Source organism: Bacillus cereus group sp. BfR-BA-01331 (assembly GCF_022663915.1).
Taxonomy (GTDB): Bacteria; Bacillota; Bacilli; order Bacillales; family Bacillaceae_G; genus Bacillus_A; species Bacillus_A mycoides.
Genome location: NZ_JAKUGJ010000006.1, coordinates 238,845 through 264,182 on the forward strand (window position 1 = coordinate 238,845; position 25,338 = coordinate 264,182).

The following is a 25,338-nucleotide window of genomic DNA, read 5'->3' on the forward strand; positions in this document are numbered from 1 at the left end:
TAACAGAAACGTAATATTCGCAAAAAGAATTCTTCTGAAAAATATTACCGAATTCACAAGGAATGTTTGCTATTTTAGATTTATTGGCGCACAGGGTTTTCTGTATCTTCTTTTCTATACTTTTGCTTTGTTGCTTCTCCACCTCTTAAATGACGAATAGACTTATGATAATCAAGAATTTCTTTCACTTCATTTGCCAGCTCTGGATTAATTTCTGGCAAACGTTCTGTTAAATCTTTATGGACTGTACTCTTTGATACCCCAAACTCCTTTGCGATTACACGCACTGTCTTTCTTGTCTCCACGATATACTTGCCAATCTTGATAGTTCTCTCTTTGATGTAATCGTGCACACCACTCGCCTCCCTAAATTGGATGTGAGAAGTGTGAAATGAGACTCGCTGCATACGACTATGAAGTAAATGTGAGTGCTGTTTGTAAGCGTTAAACATTCTTGGATTTATAATGAAATGATTCACGATTTCTCACCTCAAACACTCTCTTTGCATTGGTTTATACCATTGTATTGCCCGCACTACTGATATATGCTACATGTTCACTATTTTTGCGGACTAAGTTAAGAAAAATTACGTTTTTTTGTGAGAAATACGTTAACGATGACAATTATGGCGAAAAAAAGTGACACCTCTTTATAAAAGGTGTCACTCTTCTCTTTCATATTCTTCTTCTAATAACTGATGGTGGGGAACTTCTTTCTTACCGGCAATATAATAATATAAAGCGAATAAAACAAACAATAAAATGATAGCAATCGACAGAACAGATAAAAATGACACAGTATCCCCTCCCTTTTGTAATATATATTCGAGAATCTCGTCATTTTTCCTTGTTATTGCAACTTTTTTCTCGAAATTGATTATTTTTATATGAAAATAAAAAAATCAGCTCTCCTAATGAGAACTGATTTTTTCACTTTATTATTCTTGTGAAGAAGAACCGTTAGATGATTCTGTAGAACCATTCGTTGATTTTTCTTCTTTTTGAGATTTGTCATCTTGTTTGCCGTTCGTCTCTTTATCACTAGTCGAACCGCTTGTTGATTTCTCTTCTTTTTGAGATTTCTCATCTTGTTTGCCGTTCGTCTCTTTATCACTAGTCGAGCCGCTTGTTGATTTCTCTTCTTTTTGAGACTTATCTTCTGGTTTCGTGCTTGTCGACTTTTCTTCTTTTTGAGATTTGTCATCAGCTTTTTTACCAGAAGCATTTGTCGCCTTTGCAGCACCTGCATCAGCTTTAATTTCTGCTACTGATTTATTTAAATAACGCTCAGGGTTCACAGCCACATTGTCTTTACGTACTTCAAAGTGAACGTAAGAACCTGCATCTTTATTCATTGCATTTAGACCTGATTTTCCTAACACTTCACCTTGCGCGACTCTTGCACCTTTTTCTACTTTCACACTGCCTAAGCTTTGATAAGATGCTGCTACACCATTTCCACTATCTACTGTTACAACATAACCAAGAAGTGAATCTTTTTCAGCTTTCGTTACTGTACCACTTAAAGCAGCTGTAACATCGAATTCTTTTCCGTTTTTCGCAGCAATGTCAATTCCTTTATTCGGGGAATATGTGTTGTTATAAAAGACAAGTGCTTTTTCTTGTTCCGCCTCTGATGCTGCATCTTCATAGAATTTCTTCTGTACTACTACTTCTGCATTTGCTGCAGTTGGCATTTTCACTACTTCTGAAGATTTTGTTACTGGTACTGCTGGATCTTCCGTTTGTGTATACGGTGTTGCTTGATCTTGGTTCGGAGCTTTCTTTGGATTAGCTCCCTGAAACCATAGCGCAACCATTAAGATTACCGCTGCACAAGCAATGTATAGTGCCGGAAACACCCATCTTTTTTGAAATAAATGTACTACTTTTTGCGACTTTTTACTATTTCTTCCTCGCATTCCATCATCACCTCAGCAATCATTTTGAACAATATTCACTCATCCTATACAACCTATAACTAATTACTTTTCGACAAAATCTGTAAAAATATGTATAGGAATTGCAAAATTTCCGAGGAAATGATAGAAAAAGGAAAAAACTGAGCGTTTCAGCTCAGTTTTTAGTCCATTTGTTTCTTTTTATATACGATTAAACATGCAATAAGCGAAAGAATAAGCCACACTCCAACATTTAGTACATGCCCACTAATACTACTAAATCCTGCCCCACCTACTAAGCTGTTAATTGCTTTTACAATATGAGATGTTGGAAGATATTCAATCATCGTCTTAATTGTTTTATTTTCAACTAGTGACTCAAATTGTACAGCTAAATACATCGTCATTAAAATAGGCATTCCAATTAATGATGTTTGTGGTACAGAAGATGCAAGTAATCCGATCATTGTTCCAAGCACGATAAATAAAATAGTTCCACATAGGAATATCAATCCTACCAATGGAAGATTGATATTTAACTGATCTAAAATGAATAAATTTGCAATACAAATGACCATCGTCAGACCCGCTGTTAATAAACTCTTTCCAAGAAGAACTTCAACAGAAGATGCTGGGGATAACATTAACACACGTAGTGTATGTTTTTCTTTTTCTTCTGCAATTACCATAGATTGAACAAAGCCTGCGACAAATAGGAAGGCCGTTATAGTAGTAGTGCCTAACATTTCCTTCCCCGCTCCAAATCTGCTAAATAAAAATGAAAATATAATTGGTAAAAATGCCATTAACAACACTTGTGAATTTGTCTTAAAATCTTGTACTTCTTTTCTAAAAATAGCTGATACACGTCTCATTGAAAATGTCATTATAATCCCCTCCCAGTAACTTCAATAAAGATATCACCTAACGTTGGTTCGTGTGAATGAATAGATAGCAATTCACCTTTGTTCATCCATTCTGAAATACGTTTTGCACCTAATTCATCTTTTTGCACTATTTCTCTCTTCTTATCTGTTAATACGACTCGTATTTGATCTTTCGCGTATTGCAAGCGAAGGTTTTCCGGTGTATCAAGAGCTACAATTTCTCCGCTGCACAGAAAGGCAATACGGTTACAAAGCGTTTCTGCTTCGTCCATGTTGTGCGTTGTTAAGAAAATCGTTGTTCCTTCTTTATTTAAGTCTTTTAAGATTTTATGAATGTTTTGTACGTTTACTGGATCAAGTGCAGATGTTGGTTCATCTAAGAAGAGGATATCTGGTTTGTGAAGGATCGCTCTCGCTAGCGTGACACGCTGCTTCATTCCTTTTGATAATTTTTTCACTTGTGTTTTTTTATCATCCAATAAGTTCACTTGTGCTAACACTTCATCAATTCGTTCTTTTTTGCAATCGTATAAGTCACAAAATAATAGTAAGTTATCATAAATGCTAAGTCTTTCGTATAAGCCGCTATTGTCTGTTAAAATGCCGATTCGTTTGTAATCGATGCTGCTTGGTCCTGTAATGTCTTTCCCCAACACTCTTACCGTTCCAATACTATGAAGCAATTGAGATGTTAATATTTTTACGGTTGTCGTTTTCCCAGATCCACTCGGTCCGAGGAATCCAAAGATTTCTCCTTGCTTTACCTCAATATTTACATTTCGAAGGGCCGTTTTTCCATCGAAACTTTTCATTACATCTTTCATTTCAATTGCCAATGTCATTTCGTCATCCCCTTTGTTTTTCTTTTATAGATGAAATTTGCTTTCGCAAGTTTCGATTTGATTGTTTCGCTTTTCTTGACTCAATCATATGAAAAACAAAGGGTTTACGCAGTAAAATACCAGTAAAAGGAGTATTTTTACTGTTGAATGAATCGTATTTTGAGCTTATCGAAGCATTTTTTATATCCCAATTACACCTTTTAACTCATCCATTCTTCCTTTTGAAAGTGGGATTGAACTTTTTCTTTCGTCATCCAAAATTAAGCTAAAACTATTCCGAGTCCACGTAATAACTTCTCGTACTCTTTGTAAATTAACGAGGTACGAGCGATGACATCTAAAAAATCCGAATCCTGTTAATCTTGTTTCTAATTCACTTAATGTTAATGCGCATACGAAATCTCCTTCGCGCACATGAATATGTGTCACTCCATTTTGCGTTTCAATGAAATGGATCTCCATCGGATCCAGTAAAATGATTTTATCGTTCACTTTCGCTGGAATTCTTTCAAGTTTCATTTGCGGAATCATTTGAACTACTTTTTCTTCATCGACTTCATCAACTTCTTCTTGCTCTATTTCTATCTTTTTCACACCATCTTGATTTAATATGTATACATCTTCTGTCAGCGAAAGGGCATCTGATAAAAAGGAGGACGTAATAAAGATTGCCTTTCCTTGTTCTTTCATTTTCATAATCGCTTTTCGAATAATAATCGTACTCTCTGTATCTACATTTTGCTCTGGCTCTTCTAAAATAACTAAATCCGGATTATGAATCATAATCCTCCCAATATGAAGACGACGTTTCTCTGAAAATGACAATTTTTCTATTTTAACGTTTAACTTATCTAGGAGGCCGACATATTGTACTACTTCTTCCATACTCATATTGGATTCATAAAGTCCTAATAAGAATTTGAAGTATTCTTTCACCTTCAAACGATCATATGCTTCATCTTTCAAAAAACAAAAGCCAATGCGGGAATAATTCTTCTTTCCAATCGCTGTGCCTTCAAATAGTACATTACCAGTTGAAGCTTCTTCTTCACCGATAATGATGCGGTGCAACACTTTAGCTGTATGATTGTTGCATTGCAAAACAACACATTGCCCTTTTTCAACCTTCAGTTCAACTGCCGGTAACTGGTTCGTCTTCCGATACGATAAACTTAACTAAATCTATACAATTCAATCAAATTTACACAAGTTAGTGCTTCATCGTGTTCTCGCAACCCCAAAGGGACGAGGGGTATAACACTCCACACGAGGCAGTATCGTTACCTCCTATTATCAAGCATTTATTTTACCCATCTTGATAAATTTATCGACGCATTTACATCCCTATCGTGATGGCTATTGCATGAAGCACAACACCACTCACGTATTTTTAAACTCCACTGTCCTTCTGGTTGAACTGAATGGTCGTATTTAACTCCGCAACATGAACAAATCTTGCTTGAGGCGAACCATTTATCAGCTTTTACATACGCAATGCCATACTTCTCACACTTGTATGACAAACATTGAAAGAAGAAGTTTAATTTTTGAAATGAAAATGCTTTCGATAGTTTTTTGTTTTTTAACAGGTTTGAGATAGGTAAGTCTTCCACAACAATTCTCATTGGTTTGGTTTTCACCAATTTAGCTGTTGCTTGATGGATATGATTATTTCGGATATTCATAATTTTCCTAGATAACCGCAGGTGCTCCGCTTTAGCTTTTTCATATCCGGCAGATTGAATTTTTACACCTTTTTTAAATCTCCTAGACATATCTCTTTGCGCTGACTTTTTCCTTTTCAAAAGTTTTTTAACCTTAGCATCTTTGTTTATATTTCGTTCTTTCGTACCATTAGAAGCTACAAACAGCTCTTTTAAACCAACATCCACACCAATCGACTCATCGGTTAGTTCTTGTAATTCAAAGTCTTCTTGGAATCCTACACTAATCCACCAGTGACGACCATCAAATGTAACTCTTGGATTGGATGGTTTTTTGTTTCCTGGTAGTTGTTGGCTTGTTTTCACTTCTCCAATGGACTGAATATCAACTACTTTCTTTCCTATAATCAGTCTTTCATAATTGGCATAAAATCCTTGAATTAAATCTTTTTTGGTTTTATAAGAAGTGTGATAACCATTTTGGTACTTTTCGAACGAATGTTTTCGCGCCTTGTCAAAATCTTTTGAAGCCTGTTTGGGAACTTGTGCGTTGATATTTTTTAACCACTCATATTGCTTTCGCTTCTTGATCTTTGTAAATCGTTTCTGTAAAGCTAACTGTGAAACAGATTTTCCAAATAGCTTATAGTATCTATCACTCATTCTTTTACAATAGTTATAAGCAAATCTTGCAGCTCCAGCATGGTTTCTAAGCACTTTTTCTTGTTCAGGCGTTGGAATCAGTCTGACTTTCTTCGCTAATATCATCAGAATTTAACTTCTTTAATGAAAGATTTGTTCTTCTGAATAGTAGCGTGTTCCACCAGCATTCTCCTAGGACTACTCGGATACAAACCTGTTAATTTCGATACTTGACTAACTCGTGAAAATTTCATTATTATTCTCACCTCATTGAACCTAACATAGCACGTACGTTCGATATTTTCAATGAAGTTTGATAGATTTAATAAAATTTATCTTGTTCAACTAAGGGCGCAATTCCTTAGCCAGTTCTCTTATGAACTTCTCATGTTTTCACATGAGCGCAGACTATATGTTTATCTACTAGAGATAGAGGATTTTTCCACCACCATAGGCTTGTGGTGTACTCTCGTCAGTTATACGAGATAGTCGTTGAACGTTCATCTTATCAATTTTGACTTAGATGATTCGAGGCGGAAGACCCATTGTTCTAGTGTTTAGGATTTAACCTTGCACGATCTGATTGATTTTTTCTGCTTTCGCGACATTCACGCTCGCTATTTCTAGCCACGCTGTAGTTCAATCAGCTTTAGGGATTGCCCGCATTTAACCCTCACTACTAGCCAATCACTTGACTAACAGGGCTTACTGATATATTTAATTAACTTTAGTTATAGTTGGTTAAATAAATCGTAACAGTTAATTACCCTTTTTCTATGCTACTTTTAGTATAACAAAAAAGAAGCCTATCATGATAAGCTTCTTTTTCTTATACCTTATTTGTTGATGCTTTTTTCAACAAGTGAAATAGCGTGCTCTAGCGTACGATTCATTGATTCCACATACTCATCTTTTACATTTTTATCTTTTAACACAGCTTCTGCAACTGTGATTTTTTGACTTAATGATTTAACAGAACCGTCTGTTACATTTCCATCTTGCGCTTTCTTTACTAAAGCTTTTGCAAACTCAACATTCACTTTTAATTTTTCTTTCGGTGTTTTTGGCTGCTCTTCTGCTACCTTTGATTGTACAAATGTTTGGTTTGCTGTTTTTAATTCATTATACGTTTGAACAATTTGTTCTCCTGTACTTGCTATATTCTCAAACACTTTCTTTGCATTGTCATAACTTCTTTGTAATTCGTTAAAAGCTGCTTGTGAATACTGACCTGATTTTTCACCAAATTCATAAGTACCTGCCAATACTTCTTTCACTTTCGCAATCTCTTCATATAACGCATTTACTTGCTCTAATTTTGTACGATTAGAAAACTCGTTATATGCTGCTAATACTTCTGAAGAGCTCAACGCTTTACTATATAATTTTGCAAGCGCAATTTGTCCATTTAACGGAATACCACCATTTCCGTTACTATCTGGGTCTGCACCAAGTGCAAATGGCACGTTCGGGTGATATACTTTCCCTTGAGCTGGTTGACTATTTACTTTTTTACCATCTACATAAATTGCTACTTCACTACCGTTATACGTTCCTGTTAAATGATACGTTTTGTTTGCTGCTAATTGAACGCCTACACGTTTATAACTGCCACCAATATGAGCCCATAGTTCTACATATCCATTTCCTGTAGATTCAAAACCAATTCCGCCACTCTCTGTATTTTGTAAAATTCCTTGTCCACGAATTTCATTCATCGAAAATACAGTTTCTAACGTAAACGTATTCGCTACTTTTTCTTTTTGTGCTGCTGAAAATGGAAGGTACCCAAATGTATTTGCTTTTCCATTTAATTTCATTACATTTGTTTTCAGAGCTTTATCATATTCAATAAATACATTCCCTTTCACATCACCTTTCGTCCCAAACGGTGAGTTATCTTTAAATGTACCATCTAAGAAATTCACATCAAAAACGTCTGCCTTTGGTACTTTCACATTCGGATCAATATTATCTTTTTTCGTTGTGATTTCTGCAGTTAATGGTTGCTCACTTTCATTGCCAAACGAATCAATTGCAACCACTTCAAGTGTATATGATTTCCCGCCATCTAATCCAGCAAGCGTAAATGTAAGTTCTTTTGGCACTGGATCACGATAAAATTCAGAGAACGCTAATAGCTTATTTTTAATCTCACCTGTTTGTTTATCCTTTGCTTGCAAGCGATAAGAATGAACAAGAAGGTTGTCCAATGCTTGCGGGAATGTTACTGTTGCCGCATTTTCCGTTACATTTGATACAGCAAGCTTTGCATCCTTCGCAAAGTATGGCTTTTCTTTATCACGATCTTCTACATAGTTGAATCCTTCTTTTTTCGTTGGTAATTTAATTTTCCAAGGCTCACCTGTCCAAGAGTTTGTATGGAAATCACGGCGATTAATCGTTACCTCTTTGTCATCTACCTCTACTAATAAACCTTGGCTTAATGTACTAGCTCCTGGCGGGATATTCCCTTGTACTTTACCACCTTCAACTTCCATATAGCTTACAGAAGATGTTCCAACAGACGTAAAGTCTTTTTGATGAATCGATCTTGGATCATCTAACGGATAATGTGAATGACCTGAAAACGTAATTACTTGTGGGAATTCTTTTAATACCGCATTAATTTTTGCACTATCTTTCGTTCCCCATTCTTGGCTACCGTACACTGTATCTTTAATATGTTGATGTAAAAACACAAAAATCGGTTTTTCTGGATCATCTTTTTGTGCCTTTGCCATTTCTTCTTTTAACCAATTAATTTGCTTGTCCGAATAATAGCCATGCGTTGTTCCATCCTCTGGTGACATTACGATAAAGTGATACCCTTTTACTACATTATGATAATAAATCGATTCCATTCCTGTCTTTTCTAAGAAACGCTTCTGTGCTCCCTCTACAGATAAGCCGTTCCAATAATCATGATTACCTAGAGAATTCATTCGTACCGCATCTTTATTTGCATTTTCGTTATACACTTGCATAAAACGATCATATTGCTTTACTGAACCCGAATCAGTAAAATCACCTACAATGACAAACGCATCTTGCTTTGGTGCAAGCGTATTAAATTGCTCAATCGCTCTTTTCCAGCGGAACGTATCATCTGTTCCACTATCTTTAATATGCACATCACTTACAACTGGAAAAACAAGCTTCTTCTCACTTGGTGCCTTTTCTTGCTTTTTCTCTTCCGCTTTAACCGACGCACTCCACGGAAATGACACGAATGCTAATACAAAAACCATCAATAATCCAATAAGTCCTTTTACTTTTCTTAAAGCAGTTCTTTCCACGTAAATCCTCCTCATATAATAAACTATTTACAATGGTTATTGTATCGAATGCATATTAACTTAGTTTGAATTAAGAATGAAATTTATTTAAGTTTTGTAAATATACAGTCAATTTTGTGTAACATCCCACATTACTTGTATTATCTTATACAACCACCTTTTGTCTTACAGAATTTATGATGCGGGAAAGCCCACGAACCTATATGGTCTGTTGTGGGAGTGGTGATGGCACACCGCAATCTTGCACGTCAGCGATACCAGAAATGGACTTCGCCTTTGGTAGCTAGAATCCCACTGACGTTAGTCAGCTTGCCCCTTTAGGGGTGGGAGTGTCAAAGACTCTCATAACTTATTATGAGCTGTAAGCCTATTAAACATCTTTCGTGAAATTTTTCGCTCCTTTATTAACACAACCTATCGCTTTACAACATTTAATAGTAATAAATAGTAGCTATGAAGGGAGGAACTATTAATGGCTTGTAAAAAAAATATCGGCTGCTATGCCCCTTTATCTATCATCTGCCCTCCCTACGATCCACCTAACCCACCTAAACCACCAAGCTGTGAACTAGTCACGAATGAATTCGCTGGTAATTTTTTTATAACAAAAGAAATCCCTCCACCTTCTGAAAATTCCACATTAGTTTTATGGGAAGGAGATGGTTTACTTAAAATATCAGGTACCATTTCTGTGTATAATAGCACTAGTAGTACTGGAGGGATTACCGTTCAAATTATTGGGCAGGTGACAAATACTTTTACTGTCTATCCTGGCAACACAATGTCATATACAGGTCAATCATTACAATCTGTGACAATCGTTAATATTCCAAATAACCCAATTCAATATATAGAGGGAAAATATTGTTGCCAATTCTCATTTTGCTTATAAAATTCTTTACCACCCTAACTTACAAACTATACAAAAAAGCATACCATTACGGTATGCTTTTCCTTATGAAATCGGATAACGCACTGTAAGGCATAATTGCCCTTGGCTCGTTGCCGTCCCTGTTGTTACAATTTGAATTGTAGTAAAATACCTTACTGTAAACGATCCACTACTTTGTGGTTGTACAGTAATTGTATTAACTACTGTCGCTCCTACTAGAAAGTTTACTGTAACTGGATTTACACCCACATCATATTTTACATATCCAGATGCGTACAAGTCTTGTGTAATATTATTCGTATATACCGTTTCAGTGACCGCACCAGTAGCAGCCCAATCTATACACACCTGATCTTGAACAAGTGTTTTACTGGAACAACATGATAAGTTAGAATTGCACATCTTAGTCCTCTCCTTTTCTATTATGAAAGTGGATAACGTGTTGTTATACAAAACTCTCCTTGATATGTTCCAGCTGTTCCAGCAGGTAAAGTTACTTCAATTGTCTGGAAACGACGGTACGTAAAAGCTATACTCGTTCCAGGATTTAATGTTTGTGTATCAAGTGTAGCTCCTGTTGCATCCAAAACTGTCAGCGTGATTGGACCTGGCCCGACGTCATACCTAACGAACCCTGTTCCAATCATATTTTGATTAATATTGTTGTTATACAGCACATTTGTAATTGCAGTAGCAACTACAGTTCCTGACCATGGACTACACACTTTATCTTGTACAAAATTTTTATCTGGGCAACAAGTTAACGCCGCCCCTGAGCATTCACAAGCCATAGAAAATTCCCCTCTCTCTTACTTATTCCTTATATGTGTATGTCCTTAAGAGTCCTTTGCCTGTATTATTCATCTATATTCACCAAAAATTATGCGCCTTTATCTTTAAATAGATTCCGTTTTGTCCCTCTTTTTCATATATTTATAGATTAAGATACAAGCCACAATTACAAGGACAACGACTAATATAGGTAACATGTACTCCCCAACAATAGCCCCTGCTTTTTCCCAATGCGGACCTAATTTCATTCCAAAATAAATATACAAAGTCGTTAATGGGAACATTGCTACAAATGTATATATGCTAAATTTCCATATGTTCATTTTTGCCATACCACATGGAACGGAAATAAGCGTTCGAACTCCCGGGATGAAGCGTCCTAAAAACGCTACAACCGGCCCATATTTCTCAAAGAAATCATCTGCTTTTTGAATTTGTTCTTCTTTAATGAAGAAGTATTTCCCATACTTCACTAATATAGGGCGCCCTCCGTAATAACCGAGCGCGTATAAAGTTAAAGGCCCTGTCGTCCCACCAAGTGTTCCAGCTAATACAGCTAGCCAAAAATTCATATCACCCTCGTATACCCAATATCCAACCATAGGCAAAACTACCTCTGCTGGAATAAACTCAAACGTTAAAGCTAACACAACTCCAAAATAAGAAAACTGCTTTAAATACTGGATTATATCTAAAATAATTTGCTCCATACTTTTAACCCCTATCCTATATTTACATTATGCTTTTCTCGCAATTGTACTGGTGCCATCTTTACGATTCGGTTCAAAATGAACAACACAATTCCAATATCATCTAAAATACCGATGAACGGTAAGAAGTCTGGAATTAAATCGAGCGGCATCGCAACATACCCTACTAAAAAAGCAATGGATAAGATTTTCTTCTTTATGGAAACCTCTTTTGAAGTGAAAAAGTCAAATAGGAATGGAACAAAACGGCGGACATGAAATACAACTCTTAATCTACTAAAAAGTTTTTTCATTTTTATTTCTCCTCTCTTTGTATACAAAAAGGACCCTACCAACTATGGTAAGGTCCTAAAAAAACAATAAGGGGCCTTTACCATTGCTGGTAAAGGTCTCACTAACAACGAAATCGTTGCCAATAAAGCCGAGGGTTTCTCCCTGTAATGACGACTTTATTGTAATAAGTTACTCCCCTTTATATACACAATTTTATACAATCACATTAAAATATTTGGAGGAGCTTGTCAATATTTTTTTCATCGCCATTAAGATTATTACATTACAAAAGAAGCTATTCTGTATTCTCTTTTGATACAAATTGGAGTTTAAAACGATCTGGGTCATAGAAAGTTATTCTTACTTCTTCACCACAGCAATCTTCCACAAATGATATATGATAAAACTCTAACTTTTTCTTTATCCGCTCGATATCTGAGGTTCTTAAAAATATCTCCGTAGCTGATGATGTGACAGTCTCTCTATGTTCTCCCAGTCCCCTGTTTACAACAAAACAAATTCTCGTTGAGCCGATATCATACCACACACCTGTTACACGTATTTGTGGCCTCTCCTTGCTCGGTTTAAACCCTAGAATTCCTTCATAAAAATATAATGTTTCCTTTAAGTTTTTAGATTCTAATACAATACATGTTGTAACACTTTCCATCCGCACTCCCCCTGCCCCTTTTAGTTTTCTATATGAGTCATAATTTGCAATTATGTACGAATACAATACGTAGTGATGAATATTTCATTTATAAAGGAGGCGTGTAACATGGATGAATTTATGAAATCCTACATACCTTTTCATGGCCCAAACGATCCTTGCCCTCCAATTGGAAAGAAATATTACTCAACTCCCCCACACCTATTTATAGGCTTTCAACCACCTAACTTACCCCAATTCCCACCAAAAGAAGCTTTAAGAAAAGGGACTTTATGGCCTGCATTTTATGATTATTATGAAAATCCTTACAAAAAAGGACGGTGAATAAAAACGTGACACAAACATTGCCTGATGAATATTACAAATGGATTGAAGAGCTGCAAGAATTAGACTTTGTATTAGTTGAACTTACTCTCTATTTAGATACGCATCCCGACGATACTGCAGCTATAAATCAATTCAATGATTTCTCCTATAAACGAAGAGTATTACAACAAAAAATTGAAGAAAAATACGGGCCACTTCAGCAGTTCGGAAATAGTTATTCTAACGCTCCATGGCAATGGAGCCAAGGACCGTGGCCATGGCAAATATAAAATGAAACTTTAATCAAGTGGAGTTTACGGGCAGCAAATAGCGGGATAAAGGAGAGAAACTATGTGGATTTATGAAAAAAAATTACAATATCCAGTTAAAGTGAGTACTTGTAATCCAGCACTCGCCAAATTATTAGTTGAACAATATGGCGGTGCGGACGGCGAACTGGCTGCTGCTCTTCGCTACTTAAATCAACGTTATACAATTCCTGACAAAGTCGTTGGCTTACTAACCGATATCGGTACAGAAGAGTTCGCCCATTTAGAAATGATTGCTACAATGATTTATAAATTAACAAAAGATGCAACACCTGAACAAATGAAAGCTGCCGGATTAGACGCGCATTATGCGAATCATGACAGCGCCTTGTTTTATCATAATGCAGGTGGCGTTCCTTTTACTGCCACTTACATTCAAGCGAAAGGAGATCCTATCGCAGATTTATACGAGGATATTGCAGCTGAAGAAAAAGCACGAGCGACTTATCAATGGCTAATTGATTTATCAGACGACCCCGATATAAATGATAGCTTACGCTTTTTACGCGAACGAGAAATTGTCCATTCTCAACGTTTCCGAGAGGCTGTAGAAATTTTAAAAGAAGAACGTGATAGGCAAATTTATTTTTAATACACATATCCTAGCGATATGTGTTTTTTTACGTTAAAAGTGAAATTCTTCCTGTATTAACATATAAATAGTATATTTATTCAATTTTACGCATTTTTTTAAAATATTTTTAAAATTCCCTCTTGCTTTCTAGTCATCAGACCTTTAAAATAATAACAGTCAATCGACAAATTATTTGAATTTTCGACAAAAAAACGCTCATTAGGAGGCTTTTCTTTATATGCGTACAACTTTAAAACCAGCGCAAATACTTTCGATTAGTTTATTACTATTCGCAGTTTTCTTCGGTGCTGGTAATATGATTTTCCCGCCTCTTCTCGGTCTTTCTTCCGGAGAAAATATGTGGGTTTCCATTACAGGATTTATTATTACAGATGTCGGTTTATCTTTACTAGCTATCGTCGCTGTTGCCCTTGCTGGTGGTAGTTTTAATACTTTAGCGAGCCGTGTTCACCCAAAATTCGCAGCAGTATTCGCTATCATTATTTATCTTTCCATCGGCCCACTATTTGTTATTCCACGAACTGGAACTGTATCTTATGAAATTGGGATTGCACCACTTTTCCCAGATCAATGGTACTCTATGTTAGTTTTTAGTGCGATTTTCTTTATAGTCGTCTACTTCTTATCGTTAAATCCATCCAAATTAGTAGATCATATCGGAAAAATATTAACGCCAATTTTGCTTGGAATTATTGCAATTATGGCAACAAAAGCGATTCTTTCACCAGGATCATTTGCAGAACCTGTTGGTGACTATAAAGAAATTCCATTTTTCAAAGGATTTCTTGAAGGCTTTTTAACGTTAGATGCAATCGGAGCACTCGTATTATCAACGATTGTTGTAAATGCAATTCGCCAAAACGGTATACAAGATAAGAAATCCATTGCGAAATATACAATTATTTGCGGAAGCATTGCGGCTCTTTTCTTAACAATTGTTTACTTCTTACTAGGTTATATCGGCGCTTCAAACGGAAACTTAGGACAATTTGAAAATGGCGGTCAACTATTAGCAACTATTATGTATCAATTTTTTGGGACAAGCGGTAATGTTTTATTAAGTATCGCAATTATAGCTGCTTGTTTAACGACTGCAATCGGTGTTGTAAGTGCATTCGCCAACTATTTCACAACAGTATTAACAAATGTTTCATATAAGAAGCTTGTACTATACGTTTGTATTTTTAGCTTCGTTATTTCAAACTTAGGATTAAGTTTATTAATCAAAATTACATTACCCGTATTAATTATTTTATATCCAATTACAATCATTTTAATTTTCGTATCATTTATCGATAAATATACGAAACGTAAACCTTCTGTCTATATCGGAGCGATGATCGCAGCATTCATTATTAGCTGTATTCATGCACTTGATAATGTGGGAATGATACCAAGTTTTATCGCTAATATCGTACACACAATTCCTTTTTATAACTTAGGAATCGGCTGGATCGTTCCAGCAATAATCGGTGGTATAATTGGATACTGTATTCCGCAAACAGAAGCTGCAGCTGAAGTTTCTACAAAATAAAGAAAAGAAGCAAGCATGCAATCCATGCTTGCTTCTTTTTATTTTCTATCGCTGAATACAGTATTTGTATATGAGCGAACAGTTAACATATAGTAGCCTAAGTAAATCATGATATACACTCCTATACTACCTAGTAAAGGAAGACTATATTCAAACATTCCTGTAAAGCCCATCAAACTTAAAAATGCAAAGAATGTATGACAAATCGCAAGCAGTAATGGTACTACGAAAATCGCTCCTACTTGTTTTCTTACAGACTCTGTTGCTTCTCTTTTCGTTAGTCCGATTTTCTTTAACATTCCGTATGCTGGTCGCTCTGCCAGCGCTTCTGTTATTTGTTTAAAGTATAAAATACAGCCAGTAGCAAGAATAAAAACAATCCCTAAAAATACACTTGCAAATAACAACACTGCACCATCTTGCAATTCAGATTGGCTCGCCTGCTCAAATGATTGGAATCTCGCTTCCTTTGAAAGGATAGTCCCTAAACTTTTCGTTAGCTCTCTACTACCGTTTCCTTCAACGATAAATCCACTTACCTTTGAAACAGCATTTCCTTGCTGCAACTTATTAAATAACGAATCTTGAACAACAAGTCCAACCGGTGCCAGTTTCGCACTAACAATTGTTTCCTCACGATGATCAACAATTGTTATACCATTCTTCATCCCTTCAAAAGACACGTTGTTTCCTTCAAGCGAACTCTTTTCAATGTTATATGATTTATACGGATCTAATAAAATTGCTTCCTTTTCCGAATGAAGCACAGCTTTTTTATTACCTAACATAGAAGCTGATTTATTAAAATCCGACTCTTTTATAACTTGTACATTACCATTACCTATTAAATACCCAGTTAATATTTGTTCTCCATCTATCTTCCCTTGCATAGAGATCATAGCTACAGACGTTTCATGTTTGATTGCTAACTCATGCTTTTGAATTTCTTCTCTAACTTTCTTATCTAATCCTTTTCCAGTTGTTACATACTCATAACTAACTGGATTCATTAATGCCGCTGTCTTCTGCGCTCCATAATACATACTAGAACTAATTCCAATCGTACATAACGTTACCGCACTTAATAAAGATAATAGCGCCAGCATCTTTACGTTTCCTTTTATTCTGAAGAACAATGAAGAAATGGATAAAATGTTCGTTCCATTCCAATATTTCGTTTTATCTCCCTTTATTTTATGGAGTGATTTCACTGTATATTGCTCAAATAGTAAAAACGTACCTTTTACAATACACCCAAAAATAAGTAGACCTGTAATAAAAATTGCTCCAAACCCAAAAACTTGTGTGAGTAACGCAATTATATAACCTGTCATTAATAAAACAATCGCTCGTTTTGCCTTCTTACTTGAATACGTAGGTGCCTCTTCTTTCTGATTTTCACCATATAGTAATTCAACTAAACGATGCTCATAAATTAACTTTTTACTTTTCCATGATGCAATAAAGAAAATCGCACCTATCGTTATAAGGACTTCTACTATAGATAAAAATGAAATCGTAAATGTGAACGTAAACGCACTTCCCATTAACTTCACAAGAAGCCCTGCACATATATTCGCTATAAATAAACCAGAAATAATACCTAATACACTTGCCGCAGCACCAACTAATAACGTTTCATAAAAGAGTAACTTCGCAATTTCTTCTTTACGGATACCTAATAAACTATATAGCGCAATTTCTTTTTTCTTCTTTCTCAAAAAGAAGCTATTACAATAAAAAACAAATATCGTTAAAAAGATAATCAACAATATTTGTGCGAACGTAAATGTCGTTTCCACTTTATCCGACTCTTTTAAAAGAGCTACTACACTTTCATTTCGTTTAATCGATACGAATGTAAAATAAATAATAATGCTGCCTACTAATGAAATAAAGTATAGAAAATAATCTTTCATATTTCGTTTTATACTACGTTTTGATACTTCTAAAAAATCCATCGTACACCTTCACCTGCTCTCACATTTCTCTATACATGAAGTGTACACAAAATTGTATTTCTCCCCTATCGATTTTCATTACATCTCTCTTACGATATTGTAATATAACAAAATAAAAGAACCTAGTTTCCTAGGTTCTTCACATCGTATGTTTAAAAGTAAATAACTCTTCTTTTGACTGCACAGCAGATTGTTCCTCTTCTGCAACGTCCTTCTTTATCTCTCCTCCTAACCTTACTTTCATCATCGCCTCTTCTATACTTTTTACAATCATATTTCCTGAAAAAATAGTAAGTCCAAAAAATGTGATGGGAACGAGCGGAATCCACGGATTCACTGTTAATGATCTAAAATAGACTCCAATTAAACCTGACCATTCATGAGTGTAAGATTCTATTTCTTCTATCGGTCCTAAAAACTGAACTGTTCCGCCAAAGAATATTTCCAGTAATCCTAAGTGCAGTAAAATAGTAAGAGTTTGCGTAAACTGCTGAAGAAATACGAGTATAAACGTCATATAGAGATGCGGGAAAATATGCTTTATAACAATGTGCCTTCTCGATCCACCTAATATGCACGCAGCTTCAATAAATTCTTCGGTTCTCAATTTACGTACTTCCTTCGCAACATACAGTGCAATAACTGGCATCACAAGCATTACAAGTAATAAAACTTGAAACGAAGCTCTTTCAAAAAAGGTTGTTGTTTCCTCCCCACTCCCAAATGCATTTGCAAGGTGAAGAAAAAAATACGCAATCATAACTGTTGGAATAACTGTAAAACTATCAAAAAAAGCCTCGATTTTTGAAAACCCTCTTTTTACATATGTTCCAAGCACAACACCAAAAAACACACCTATCACCATTCTAAGTGCCGCAATTAAAATAGATATACCAATCGTCCACTTCGCACCTTCAATGACTAAATGTAACAGGTCGTATCCTTTCCGGTCTGTCCCAAGCAAAAATTGTAATGAAGGTGAAAACGGTGGCACTTGTGGATTTTCATCCGCATCATATTGCAATGTAACTTGTCTAATATGTCCATCATTCCATATCGTATTTCCGATGCTCAAAAGAACTAATATGAGAAGAAACCCAATGCTTATCCAAAATCTTTTATCGCGTTTTATATACGTCCACATATTATAGTCTCTCCTTCATCGCAGCTGGAATGAGATAATGAAACAATTTAAACAAAATAAAAATCGGAATATAAATAAGCAGCACACTAACGATGAAAACCTCAACCCTAATACTCTCATACGATTTCAAAAACATAAAAATACCACCCGTATTAAAAATCCATTCTATAATATATAAATTAGATAACATAAAAAAGATATTCGTTTTCGCAAAGTAAAGTGTACTAAGCAACACATTTCGTAAAACATGACGATTTAAAATATGAAAACGATTCAGCCCTTTCGCCTTAGCAAATAGTACATAATCTTTTTCTAGCTCATTTTCAAAACGAAGCACTAACATTTTTACAAACAGAATCGTAGTCGGTATACTCAAACAAAATATCGGCAATCCTCTAATCGACTCGCCTCCAATTGACGCAATTTGAAAAGGTAAAAAGCCTGTTCTTTTAAAAAACCATATAACTAAAATTTGTGATGCTAAAATAAGTAGAATGTCTGGAATAGATTCTAGGAAGATGAGAAATGATTTAATGCGATGCTGTATACGCGGTGAACTATTCATAATGACATAAACAATACAAAATGCTACAAATAATGAAATGAAAAAAGCCGCCAAAAAAATCACAATCGTTTCTTTATAATGGACGAACAACTGCGGAAATAAAAATTTACCTCTCACATATTGAAAATTGGAGATATCCATTAAGTTCACAAACACTTCTTTTAAACTCTGTATGTACTTTGATGCATGCAACTCAAATCCATAAAATAATTTTGGCAGTGCCCCTAAAAAAATAATACCCAAAATCGAAATAATAAATTGAACCGTCACTTCCATCCCATTCAGAAAAACTTTTTTGACCACGTTTTCCCTTCTCTCTCTATATAATTTCCCCTTTAATTTTATTCTTAATTTTCTGAATTGTAAATATTTATACATAAAAAAAATCACTAGGTTATGATTCTAGTGATTCTTTATGCGCATGCCCTTCTCTTTTCGCAAACGGCATATACAAAATAAAACATCCAATAAGTGCAGCTATTTCTAATGAAATAATATAGTAAGGGTGTGGCCCTAACATATCGAGTAATGAAGCAGTTTCTGGCTTACGAGCTAAAAACATATAATTGCCACCTGTTTTGTAGTTCACAAAAGAAACGATTGGAATTATTATGTTTAAAAATATCATCGTACGCTTAATTGATTGCAAGGTCGGTCTATATCCTTCTACCCACGTCATAAAGAGTGGTGCCCAAATGAGTAATACATGTGCAACGAAGAATTCTATAAAGCGAAAATGCGGAAAAGCATATTGCACGTTCGGCGTTAAAATAGCTTGTGATGCACCGATAATTCCTGTAAAAAATACAATCTCATATATGCGATAACTTTTCGTTACAATCATAATCGATGCTAACAATAAACTAATCGTACATAACTCGAATGGTAATGAAGTGCCTAGTTCAAAAATCCTCGCTTTCCATTCCCACATATGGAGCCCAATTTCACTCCCAATAAATAAAAATGCAATCGCATATCGAACCGCTATATTCCACTCACTTTGCCGTAATATATCTTGGTATTGATACAGAAAAAATATCCCCACCAACATAATAAATAATATAAGGACGTGTTGCCTTGAGTATGGAATAAATGGTTTTAATGGATGCGCACTAAAATAAGCTTCCATCTTCCTTCCTCCTCTCCTTCATACAATATTATTGTTAGAAAGAAACAACGAGTCAATTCATCTGCTTAAACCATGTACAACCTCTACATTACATTTACATATCGATACCTTACAAAACTGTAAGGTTATTGTAAGCTAAAACGATTTGTCAGATTCTTCACCTCTTCTATACTTAATGTAGATACTAAAACGAACGAAAAGGTGATAAATAGATGAAGAAGAAAAATAAAGTGTTAATTACTAGTGTAGTAGCGATCGGAATTGCAGCTGGATCATATTTTGCATTTGCTGGCGGTGGTTCAGAAGTAGCAATGGCATATAGCGGTTATAAAATTACTGAAAAACAAATTGAAAATGCACAAAAATTTGGCGGCGAAGTTATTCCAAATGGTATTGAAACAATTTCATTCGATCCAACAAAAGGTACGTATGAATTAGCTGTTAAAAAAGGTGATGAAGTGAAAAAAGGTCAGCTTCTGTTTAAATATAATGACCCTACTGCTAAACAAGGTGTAACAGAAGCAGAAATGCAAAAGAAAATCGCACAAAAAGAAGTAACATTGTTCCAAAAACAAATTGATGCAGCGAAACAAAAATTACAAAAAGATAAAAATGCAGGCCTTCCCGCTGAAGCATTAAAAGCATCAGAAATTGAAGTTGGGCAATTAGAATCACAACTTGAAATGAAGAAGTTTGAAGTAGAAAAAGCTGATGAAATGATTAAAGTAGCAAAAGAGAAAGTAAACACACTTTCTGTAACGAGTCCAGCCGACGGTGTAATTGATGATATCGTAAAAACTGCTGATGAAAAAACTGGTATGAGTGGCATTACACTTCGTCACGCTGGTCAATTTAAAGTAAAAGGTCAACTTTCTGAATATGAACTTGCTAGTATGAAAGTTGGGCAAGAAGTAACTGTTTCATCAAAAACTGTCGCTGGTAAGACTTGGACAGGAAAAGTAACAGAAATCGGTTCTACACCATTAAAGAGCATGGACGAAAACAAAACTGTTTCTAATTATCAATTCACTGTCACATTAGATAATAGTGAAGAATTACAAAACGGCTTCCATGTTTACGTAACGAGTAAATCTGGCGAAGCAACTGGTACGATTGTTCCGAAAAGCAGCATTGTGAAAAAAGGTGACAAAAATGTTGTCTTCGTTGTAAAAGACGGTAAAGCCAAAGAACAAGCAGTTACTGTTGAATTCGAGACAGATAGCGAAGCAAAAGTTTCTGGAGTGAAAAAAGGAGAGGAAATTATCTCTAAACCTGAAAAAGACTTAAAAGACGGTATGGAGGTTGTCACTCAATGATTAACTTAAAAGGCATCACGAAATCTTTCCAAAATGGTGCAGAGTCCGTTCAAATATTACACGGAATTGATGTAACACTAAACCAAGGAGAATTCACTTCTATTATGGGACCATCTGGTTCTGGTAAATCAACATTAATGAACATTATCGGTTGCTTAGATAAGCCAACGACAGGTGCGTACGAACTAGCTGGTCAAAACATTTCAGACATGTCTGAAACAGAACTTGCACATGTTCGTAATAAAGAGATCGGATTCATATTCCAAAACTTTATGTTATTACCGAGACTTACAGCACTTCAAAATGTAGAACTACCTCTTATTTACGCTGGAGTCGATAAAAAAGAAAGACGTGAGCGCTCATTAGCAGCTTTAACAAAAGTCAGTTTAGCTGATCGTGCTACTCACTTACCAAATGAATTGTCAGGTGGACAAAAGCAGCGTGTCGCAGTCGCACGTGCAATCGTAAATAACCCGAAATTTCTCTTAGCAGATGAACCGACGGGTGCACTTGATACGAAAACAAGTACACAAATTATGGATCTCTTTTACGAATTAAACAAACAAGGCTCAACAATCATTATGATTACCCACGATCGTGAAATTGGGGAAGCAGCAGCACGTCAAATTGTAATTCGTGACGGAAATATCGTCCAAGATTGGAGAGGTTAATTTTGAACACGAGTGAAAATATACGCATGGCCCTTTCCTCTATCTTTGCTCATAAAATGCGTTCTATATTAACAATGCTAGGTATTATTATCGGTATTAGCGCCATTATTACTATCATTTCAATGGGTGATGGTACAAATGCAAAGTTTAAAAAAGAGTTAGGCCAAGGAAAAGATACTGAAGTAACGATTTACTACAACAACCCTGATTATGGAACTGATAGTGCCAAAATCACACCCGATATGCTAAAACGTCTTCAAACTGTACCAGGCGTTAAAGATGTTTATCCAGATGTAAGTATGAAAGTAAAAGCATCTTCTGGTTCAAAAGATGTCTCTCTTGATTTAAAAGGTGGAACAGGCGCCTTTATGACAGATTCGAAAATAAAATTAGTTCACGGTCGTGAATTAAACGACAGCGAATTAAACCAAGCAATTCCTGCTGTTATATTAAATGAAGAAGCTTTCAACAAATTATTTAGTGGTTGGGAATCAAATCTATACACAGATGTAAAAGGAAAGCCGTATAAAATAGTCGGTGTATACGAAACGAAAAACGAATTTGGAATGGCTATGCCTGAAGGTTATACATCTCTTGAAAACGCGCCTGTCATTTCAGGAGTAAATGAGTATGACTCTGTAAAATTAACAATGACCTCTCCGGCCGAACGTAAAAGTGTAGAAAAACAAGCTGTTTCTGTTTTAAACGACATGAAAGCTCCTAAATTCGAGCACAAATTCGAAGCACAGGACTTAGGTGAATTTACGAAGCAATTAGACGAATCCATCGGTATGATGAAAATGGTATTCGGTGGCATTGCCGCTATCTCCTTACTTGTTGGTGGTATCGGTGTAATGAACATCATGCTTGTATCTGTAACAGAACGTACACGTGAGATCGGTATTCGTAAAGCACTTGGTGCAACGCGCGGTAAAGTATTAACACAATTCTTAATTGAATCTTGTATTTTAACAGGACTCGGTGGTTTCATCGGATTCATGCTCGGTATTTTCTTCGCTTGGATCGTCTCAATCTTTGCCGGATGGCCACTCGTTATCTCAAAAGAACTTGGACTTCTTTCAGTAGGTATCTCAATGCTAATCGGTATTGCATTCGGTTTACTACCAGCAAACAAAGCTGCTAAACTTGATCCAATTGAATGTTTACGATATGAGTAAATAAAAAAACGTAGGAGTTTACACTCCTACGTTTTTTATTTTGTTGAAGGCAAATGTAATTTCATCGACGTTTTGACAAAAATAAGAACCTCTAACTTCTATTATATAAAGTGAAACTATAATCAGTGGGGATTTTACTGCCCACAAATAGCGGGATAATTCTACTGCAATTCGTGAACCAATTCATAACGATATCGTCCCTCTAAATCATGTTTCTTCTATTATATATGTTTCATGTTACGAATATCTTTTTATCATTTAAACTTTCATTTCTCGCGAAAGCTATCAAGCAATCCTATTATTGCAAAAATAATATGTAATAACACAAATTCAAGGCGTAATTTTTTCCATACTACAATTTACTTTGTAACAATTATATCTCTATTTCATTAAAATCCCCCCTATATATACGACTTCACACACAAGAAGATTATATTTTCATAACTACATTACGATTCAAATAGTTAAATATCCCTTTTTTGTAATGTTACAGAAACATTTACGTAACATCACTGATACATTATTAATCTATTAGCAATTAAAATTGTATTGATTTTATGATTCTTATGTTCTAATCCCCTAAAAAACGCAAAGAAAACGCTATCAGGATATTAATGGAATTATTACAGAATATTAATGCCTCGTTACGAATGCTTTGTAGTTTTGTGTTTTCCGCAAATAAGAAAATAATGGTTGCTATAATGAGGTCAACGAAAACAAATGCAATGGAGGCTATTATGAAAAAATTTATGGGTATAGCAACAGCAGCGGTTTTTGGTCTTGGGATTTTCACAACATCTGCTAAAGCAGAAACAATCGTAACGACTGATGTACTAAATGTACGAGAAAACCCAACTACTGAATCACAAGTTGTCGGAAAGTTATTAGATGGATATAAAGTTAACGTTTTACATACAGAAAACGGCTGGTCAAAAGTTAAATTAAATAGTGGTAAAGAGGCTTTCATAAGCGCTGACTACACAAAAGATACTTACTACGTAACAGCAAACGTATTAAACGTACGTGCTGGAGCGAATACAGATTCAGCGATTCTTGGTAAATTGAAAAAAGATGATGTAATCGAAACAACACACCAAGTACAAAATGATTGGATCCAATTTGAATATAACGGCCAAACAGCTTATGTACACATTCCTTACTTAACAGGAAAAGCACCAGTTAAAGTTCAGCCAGTAGTTAAAGCTGAAAAAGTAACTAACGTTCAAGATACAGCTAAAGTTCGTGAAGCAGTTAAAGCCGGGGAAGTAGCTGAAACTCAAGCAAAAGCTAAGGCTCAAGAAGCAACTAAAGCTCGTGAAGCAGCTGAAGCTCAAGCAGAAGCTAAGGCTCAAGAAGCGGCTAAAGCTCGTGAAGCAGCTAAAGCTCAAGAAGCAACTGAAGCAGCTAAAGCTCAAGCAGAAGCTAAGGCTCAAGAAGCAGCTAAAGCTCGTGAAGCAGCTAAAGCTCAAGAAGCAGCTGAAGCTCAAGCAGAAGCTAAGGCTCAAGAGGCAGCTAAAGCTCGTGAAGCGGCTAAAGCTCAAGAAGCAGCTGAAGCTCGTGAAGCGGCGGCTAAAGCTCAAGAGGCAGCTGAAGCTCGTGAAGCAGCTAAAGTTCGTGAAGCGGCTAAAGCTCAAAAACCAGCTACACAACAACCTGTTGCGAAAGAAACTGAAACAAGTGCACCATCTTCTTCTCGTGAATTAAGAGTTGTAGCAACAGCTTACACAGCAGATCCACTTGAAAATGGTTACAAAGCCGGAGATCAAGTAAAATCAGCTATGGGCCATAACTTAACAGCTAATCCAAACATGAAACTAATTGCAGTTGATCCAAGTGTAATTCCATTAGGTTCAAAAGTATGGGTTGAAGGTTACGGAGTAGCAATCGCTGGTGATACTGGTGGAGCTATTAAAGGAAATAAAATTGACGTTTTAATGCCAGATAAAGGTACATCAAGTAACTGGGGACGCCAAACAGTTACAGTGAAAATTTTAAACTAATTATAAAAAAAGAGTTAGTCTCATTATTGAGGCTGACT

The 25,338-nt window shown here is 35.6% G+C and carries 27 protein-coding genes; 9 read left to right on the forward strand and 18 right to left on the reverse strand.

Features of this window, described 5'->3' with window-relative positions; all coding sequences use genetic code 11:
* Positions 1–80: 80 nt before the first annotated feature.
* The 9 genes from spoIIID to MR155_RS13980 form a co-directional block, all read right to left on the reverse strand.
* Complete coding sequence (gene spoIIID / locus MR155_RS13945) at positions 81–353, reverse strand: sporulation transcriptional regulator SpoIIID (protein WP_002089714.1); 273 nt, start codon at positions 351–353, stop codon at positions 81–83.
* A gap of 309 nt (positions 354–662) precedes the next feature.
* On the reverse strand, positions 663–797 hold the full coding sequence (locus MR155_RS13950) for a hypothetical protein (RefSeq protein ID WP_002016211.1): 135 nt from the start codon (positions 795–797) through the stop codon (positions 663–665).
* Between the two features lie 141 nt (positions 798–938).
* Positions 939–1,922 carry a stage II sporulation protein SpoIIQ gene (locus MR155_RS13955; RefSeq protein WP_002167338.1) on the reverse strand — a complete coding sequence of 328 codons (984 nt, stop codon included), beginning with the start codon at positions 1,920–1,922 and terminating at the stop codon, positions 939–941.
* A gap of 161 nt (positions 1,923–2,083) precedes the next feature.
* Positions 2,084–2,788, reverse strand: a complete 705-nt coding sequence (locus MR155_RS13960) for an ABC transporter permease (RefSeq protein ID WP_242310243.1) — start codon at positions 2,786–2,788, stop codon at positions 2,084–2,086.
* Positions 2,788–3,630, reverse strand: a complete 843-nt coding sequence (locus MR155_RS13965; protein ID WP_242310245.1) for an ABC transporter ATP-binding protein — start codon at positions 3,628–3,630, stop codon at positions 2,788–2,790. The genes MR155_RS13960 and MR155_RS13965 overlap by 1 nt, the downstream gene beginning before the upstream one ends.
* A 180-nt stretch (positions 3,631–3,810) precedes the next feature.
* Positions 3,811–4,761: a LytTR family transcriptional regulator DNA-binding domain-containing protein gene (locus MR155_RS13970; RefSeq protein ID WP_242310301.1), complete on the reverse strand. Its 951-nt coding sequence runs from the start codon at positions 4,759–4,761 to the stop codon at positions 3,811–3,813.
* A 170-nt stretch (positions 4,762–4,931) separates the two neighbouring features.
* On the reverse strand, positions 4,932–6,062 hold the full coding sequence (locus MR155_RS13975; RefSeq protein WP_242310247.1) for an RNA-guided endonuclease InsQ/TnpB family protein: 1,131 nt from the start codon (positions 6,060–6,062) through the stop codon (positions 4,932–4,934).
* Positions 6,062–6,190, reverse strand: a complete 129-nt coding sequence (locus tag MR155_RS31790) for a hypothetical protein (protein WP_265324693.1) — start codon at positions 6,188–6,190, stop codon at positions 6,062–6,064. Before MR155_RS31790 ends, MR155_RS13975 begins: the two co-directional genes overlap by 1 nt.
* Positions 6,191–6,772: 582 nt before the next feature.
* Positions 6,773–9,235, reverse strand: coding sequence for a LamG-like jellyroll fold domain-containing protein (locus MR155_RS13980; protein ID WP_242310249.1), 2,463 nt, complete (start codon positions 9,233–9,235; stop codon positions 6,773–6,775).
* A 472-nt stretch (positions 9,236–9,707) separates the two neighbouring features.
* On the opposite strand from MR155_RS13980, the gene MR155_RS13985 reads away from it, so the two are divergent.
* Complete coding sequence (locus tag MR155_RS13985; protein ID WP_219299925.1) at positions 9,708–10,127, forward strand: S-Ena type endospore appendage; 420 nt, start codon at positions 9,708–9,710, stop codon at positions 10,125–10,127.
* 63 nt (positions 10,128–10,190) lie between these two features.
* Here the strand turns inward: MR155_RS13985 and MR155_RS13990 are convergent, their stop codons facing one another.
* The 5 genes from MR155_RS13990 to MR155_RS14010 all read right to left on the reverse strand — a co-directional run bounded on the left by MR155_RS13990 (position 10,191) and on the right by MR155_RS14010 (position 12,572).
* Positions 10,191–10,529, reverse strand: coding sequence for a DUF3992 domain-containing protein (locus MR155_RS13990; protein ID WP_016093263.1), 339 nt, complete (start codon positions 10,527–10,529; stop codon positions 10,191–10,193).
* 20 nt (positions 10,530–10,549) lie between these two features.
* Positions 10,550–10,918 (reverse strand): DUF3992 domain-containing protein, encoded by a 369-nt coding sequence (locus MR155_RS13995; RefSeq protein WP_016093264.1) that lies wholly within the window; start codon positions 10,916–10,918, stop codon positions 10,550–10,552.
* 105 nt (positions 10,919–11,023) lie between these two features.
* On the reverse strand, positions 11,024–11,629 hold the full coding sequence (locus tag MR155_RS14000) for a DedA family protein (protein WP_242310251.1): 606 nt from the start codon (positions 11,627–11,629) through the stop codon (positions 11,024–11,026).
* Positions 11,630–11,640: 11 nt separating this feature from the next.
* On the reverse strand, positions 11,641–11,922 hold the full coding sequence (locus MR155_RS14005) for a YkvA family protein (RefSeq protein ID WP_242310252.1): 282 nt from the start codon (positions 11,920–11,922) through the stop codon (positions 11,641–11,643).
* A gap of 275 nt (positions 11,923–12,197) precedes the next feature.
* Positions 12,198–12,572 (reverse strand): VOC family protein, encoded by a 375-nt coding sequence (locus tag MR155_RS14010; RefSeq protein ID WP_113936730.1) that lies wholly within the window; start codon positions 12,570–12,572, stop codon positions 12,198–12,200.
* A 108-nt stretch (positions 12,573–12,680) separates the two neighbouring features.
* Here MR155_RS14010 and MR155_RS14015 point away from each other — a divergent pair, with 108 nt between their 5' ends.
* From MR155_RS14015 to brnQ2, 4 genes are all read left to right on the forward strand, one after another.
* A complete protein-coding gene (locus MR155_RS14015) occupies positions 12,681–12,896 on the forward strand; it encodes a spore coat associated protein CotJA (RefSeq protein WP_242310254.1) in 216 nt (71 codons plus the stop codon).
* 8 nt (positions 12,897–12,904) lie between these two features.
* Positions 12,905–13,168, forward strand: a complete 264-nt coding sequence (locus MR155_RS14020; protein ID WP_000194953.1) for a spore coat protein CotJB — start codon at positions 12,905–12,907, stop codon at positions 13,166–13,168.
* Between the two features lie 61 nt (positions 13,169–13,229).
* On the forward strand, positions 13,230–13,799 hold the full coding sequence (gene cotJC, locus MR155_RS14025) for a spore coat protein CotJC (RefSeq protein WP_002010774.1): 570 nt from the start codon (positions 13,230–13,232) through the stop codon (positions 13,797–13,799).
* 220 nt (positions 13,800–14,019) lie between these two features.
* Positions 14,020–15,336 (forward strand): branched-chain amino acid transport system II carrier protein BrnQ2, encoded by a 1,317-nt coding sequence (brnQ2, locus tag MR155_RS14030; RefSeq protein ID WP_242310256.1) that lies wholly within the window; start codon positions 14,020–14,022, stop codon positions 15,334–15,336.
* 38 nt (positions 15,337–15,374) lie between these two features.
* Here brnQ2 and MR155_RS14035 read toward each other — a convergent pair whose 3' ends face one another.
* From MR155_RS14035 to MR155_RS14050, 4 genes are all read right to left on the reverse strand, one after another.
* Positions 15,375–17,297, reverse strand: a complete 1,923-nt coding sequence (locus MR155_RS14035) for an FtsX-like permease family protein (protein ID WP_242310258.1) — start codon at positions 17,295–17,297, stop codon at positions 15,375–15,377.
* A 139-nt stretch (positions 17,298–17,436) separates the two neighbouring features.
* Positions 17,437–18,441 carry an ABC transporter permease gene (locus MR155_RS14040; protein ID WP_219299937.1) on the reverse strand — a complete coding sequence of 335 codons (1,005 nt, stop codon included), beginning with the start codon at positions 18,439–18,441 and terminating at the stop codon, positions 17,437–17,439.
* Position 18,442: 1 nt separating this feature from the next.
* Entirely contained in the window at positions 18,443–19,309 is an 867-nt protein-coding gene (locus MR155_RS14045; protein WP_219299939.1) for an ABC transporter permease subunit, read from the reverse strand.
* 91 nt (positions 19,310–19,400) lie between these two features.
* Positions 19,401–20,135: a YwaF family protein gene (locus MR155_RS14050; protein WP_242310260.1), complete on the reverse strand. Its 735-nt coding sequence runs from the start codon at positions 20,133–20,135 to the stop codon at positions 19,401–19,403.
* Positions 20,136–20,347: 212 nt separating this feature from the next.
* Here MR155_RS14050 and MR155_RS14055 point away from each other — a divergent pair, with 212 nt between their 5' ends.
* The 4 genes from MR155_RS14055 to entC all read left to right on the forward strand — a co-directional run bounded on the left by MR155_RS14055 (position 20,348) and on the right by entC (position 25,300).
* On the forward strand, positions 20,348–21,451 hold the full coding sequence (locus MR155_RS14055; RefSeq protein ID WP_088038535.1) for an efflux RND transporter periplasmic adaptor subunit: 1,104 nt from the start codon (positions 20,348–20,350) through the stop codon (positions 21,449–21,451).
* Positions 21,448–22,122, forward strand: coding sequence for an ABC transporter ATP-binding protein (locus tag MR155_RS14060; protein WP_016101751.1), 675 nt, complete (start codon positions 21,448–21,450; stop codon positions 22,120–22,122). Before MR155_RS14055 ends, MR155_RS14060 begins: the two co-directional genes overlap by 4 nt.
* A gap of 26 nt (positions 22,123–22,148) precedes the next feature.
* On the forward strand, positions 22,149–23,300 hold the full coding sequence (locus MR155_RS14065; RefSeq protein ID WP_444992544.1) for an ABC transporter permease: 1,152 nt from the start codon (positions 22,149–22,151) through the stop codon (positions 23,298–23,300).
* Between the two features lie 614 nt (positions 23,301–23,914).
* Positions 23,915–25,300, forward strand: a complete 1,386-nt coding sequence (gene entC, locus MR155_RS14070) for a cell wall-binding protein EntC (protein ID WP_242310262.1) — start codon at positions 23,915–23,917, stop codon at positions 25,298–25,300.
* The last annotated feature ends 38 nt before the right edge of the window (positions 25,301–25,338 follow it).

Excerpts from the sequence above, each read along its gene's own strand:
- MR155_RS13955 (WP_002167338.1), bottom strand. The coding sequence starts at position 1,922 with ATGCGAGGAAGAAATAGTAAAAAGTCGCAAAAAGTAGTACATTTATTT.
- MR155_RS13960 (WP_242310243.1), bottom strand. The coding sequence starts at position 2,788 with ATGACATTTTCAATGAGACGTGTATCAGCTATTTTTAGAAAAGAAGTA.
- MR155_RS13965 (WP_242310245.1), bottom strand. The coding sequence starts at position 3,630 with ATGACATTGGCAATTGAAATGAAAGATGTAATGAAAAGTTTCGATGGA.
- MR155_RS13975 (WP_242310247.1), bottom strand. The coding sequence starts at position 6,062 with ATGATATTAGCGAAGAAAGTCAGACTGATTCCAACGCCTGAACAAGAA.
- MR155_RS31790 (WP_265324693.1), bottom strand. The coding sequence starts at position 6,190 with ATGAAATTTTCACGAGTTAGTCAAGTATCGAAATTAACAGGTTTGTAT.
- MR155_RS13985 (WP_219299925.1), top strand. The coding sequence starts at position 9,708 with ATGGCTTGTAAAAAAAATATCGGCTGCTATGCCCCTTTATCTATCATC.
- MR155_RS13990 (WP_016093263.1), bottom strand. The coding sequence starts at position 10,529 with ATGTGCAATTCTAACTTATCATGTTGTTCCAGTAAAACACTTGTTCAA.
- MR155_RS13995 (WP_016093264.1), bottom strand. The coding sequence starts at position 10,918 with ATGGCTTGTGAATGCTCAGGGGCGGCGTTAACTTGTTGCCCAGATAAA.
- MR155_RS14000 (WP_242310251.1), bottom strand. The coding sequence starts at position 11,629 with ATGGAGCAAATTATTTTAGATATAATCCAGTATTTAAAGCAGTTTTCT.
- MR155_RS14005 (WP_242310252.1), bottom strand. The coding sequence starts at position 11,922 with ATGAAAAAACTTTTTAGTAGATTAAGAGTTGTATTTCATGTCCGCCGT.
- MR155_RS14010 (WP_113936730.1), bottom strand. The coding sequence starts at position 12,572 with ATGGAAAGTGTTACAACATGTATTGTATTAGAATCTAAAAACTTAAAG.
- MR155_RS14015 (WP_242310254.1), top strand. The coding sequence starts at position 12,681 with ATGGATGAATTTATGAAATCCTACATACCTTTTCATGGCCCAAACGAT.
- cotJC (WP_002010774.1), top strand. The coding sequence starts at position 13,230 with ATGTGGATTTATGAAAAAAAATTACAATATCCAGTTAAAGTGAGTACT.
- brnQ2 (WP_242310256.1), top strand. The coding sequence starts at position 14,020 with ATGCGTACAACTTTAAAACCAGCGCAAATACTTTCGATTAGTTTATTA.
- MR155_RS14035 (WP_242310258.1), bottom strand. The coding sequence starts at position 17,297 with ATGGATTTTTTAGAAGTATCAAAACGTAGTATAAAACGAAATATGAAA.
- MR155_RS14040 (WP_219299937.1), bottom strand. The coding sequence starts at position 18,441 with ATGTGGACGTATATAAAACGCGATAAAAGATTTTGGATAAGCATTGGG.
- MR155_RS14050 (WP_242310260.1), bottom strand. The coding sequence starts at position 20,135 with ATGGAAGCTTATTTTAGTGCGCATCCATTAAAACCATTTATTCCATAC.
- MR155_RS14055 (WP_088038535.1), top strand. The coding sequence starts at position 20,348 with ATGAAGAAGAAAAATAAAGTGTTAATTACTAGTGTAGTAGCGATCGGA.
- MR155_RS14060 (WP_016101751.1), top strand. The coding sequence starts at position 21,448 with ATGATTAACTTAAAAGGCATCACGAAATCTTTCCAAAATGGTGCAGAG.
- MR155_RS14065 (WP_444992544.1), top strand. The coding sequence starts at position 22,149 with ATGGCCCTTTCCTCTATCTTTGCTCATAAAATGCGTTCTATATTAACA.
- entC (WP_242310262.1), top strand. The coding sequence starts at position 23,915 with ATGGAATTATTACAGAATATTAATGCCTCGTTACGAATGCTTTGTAGT.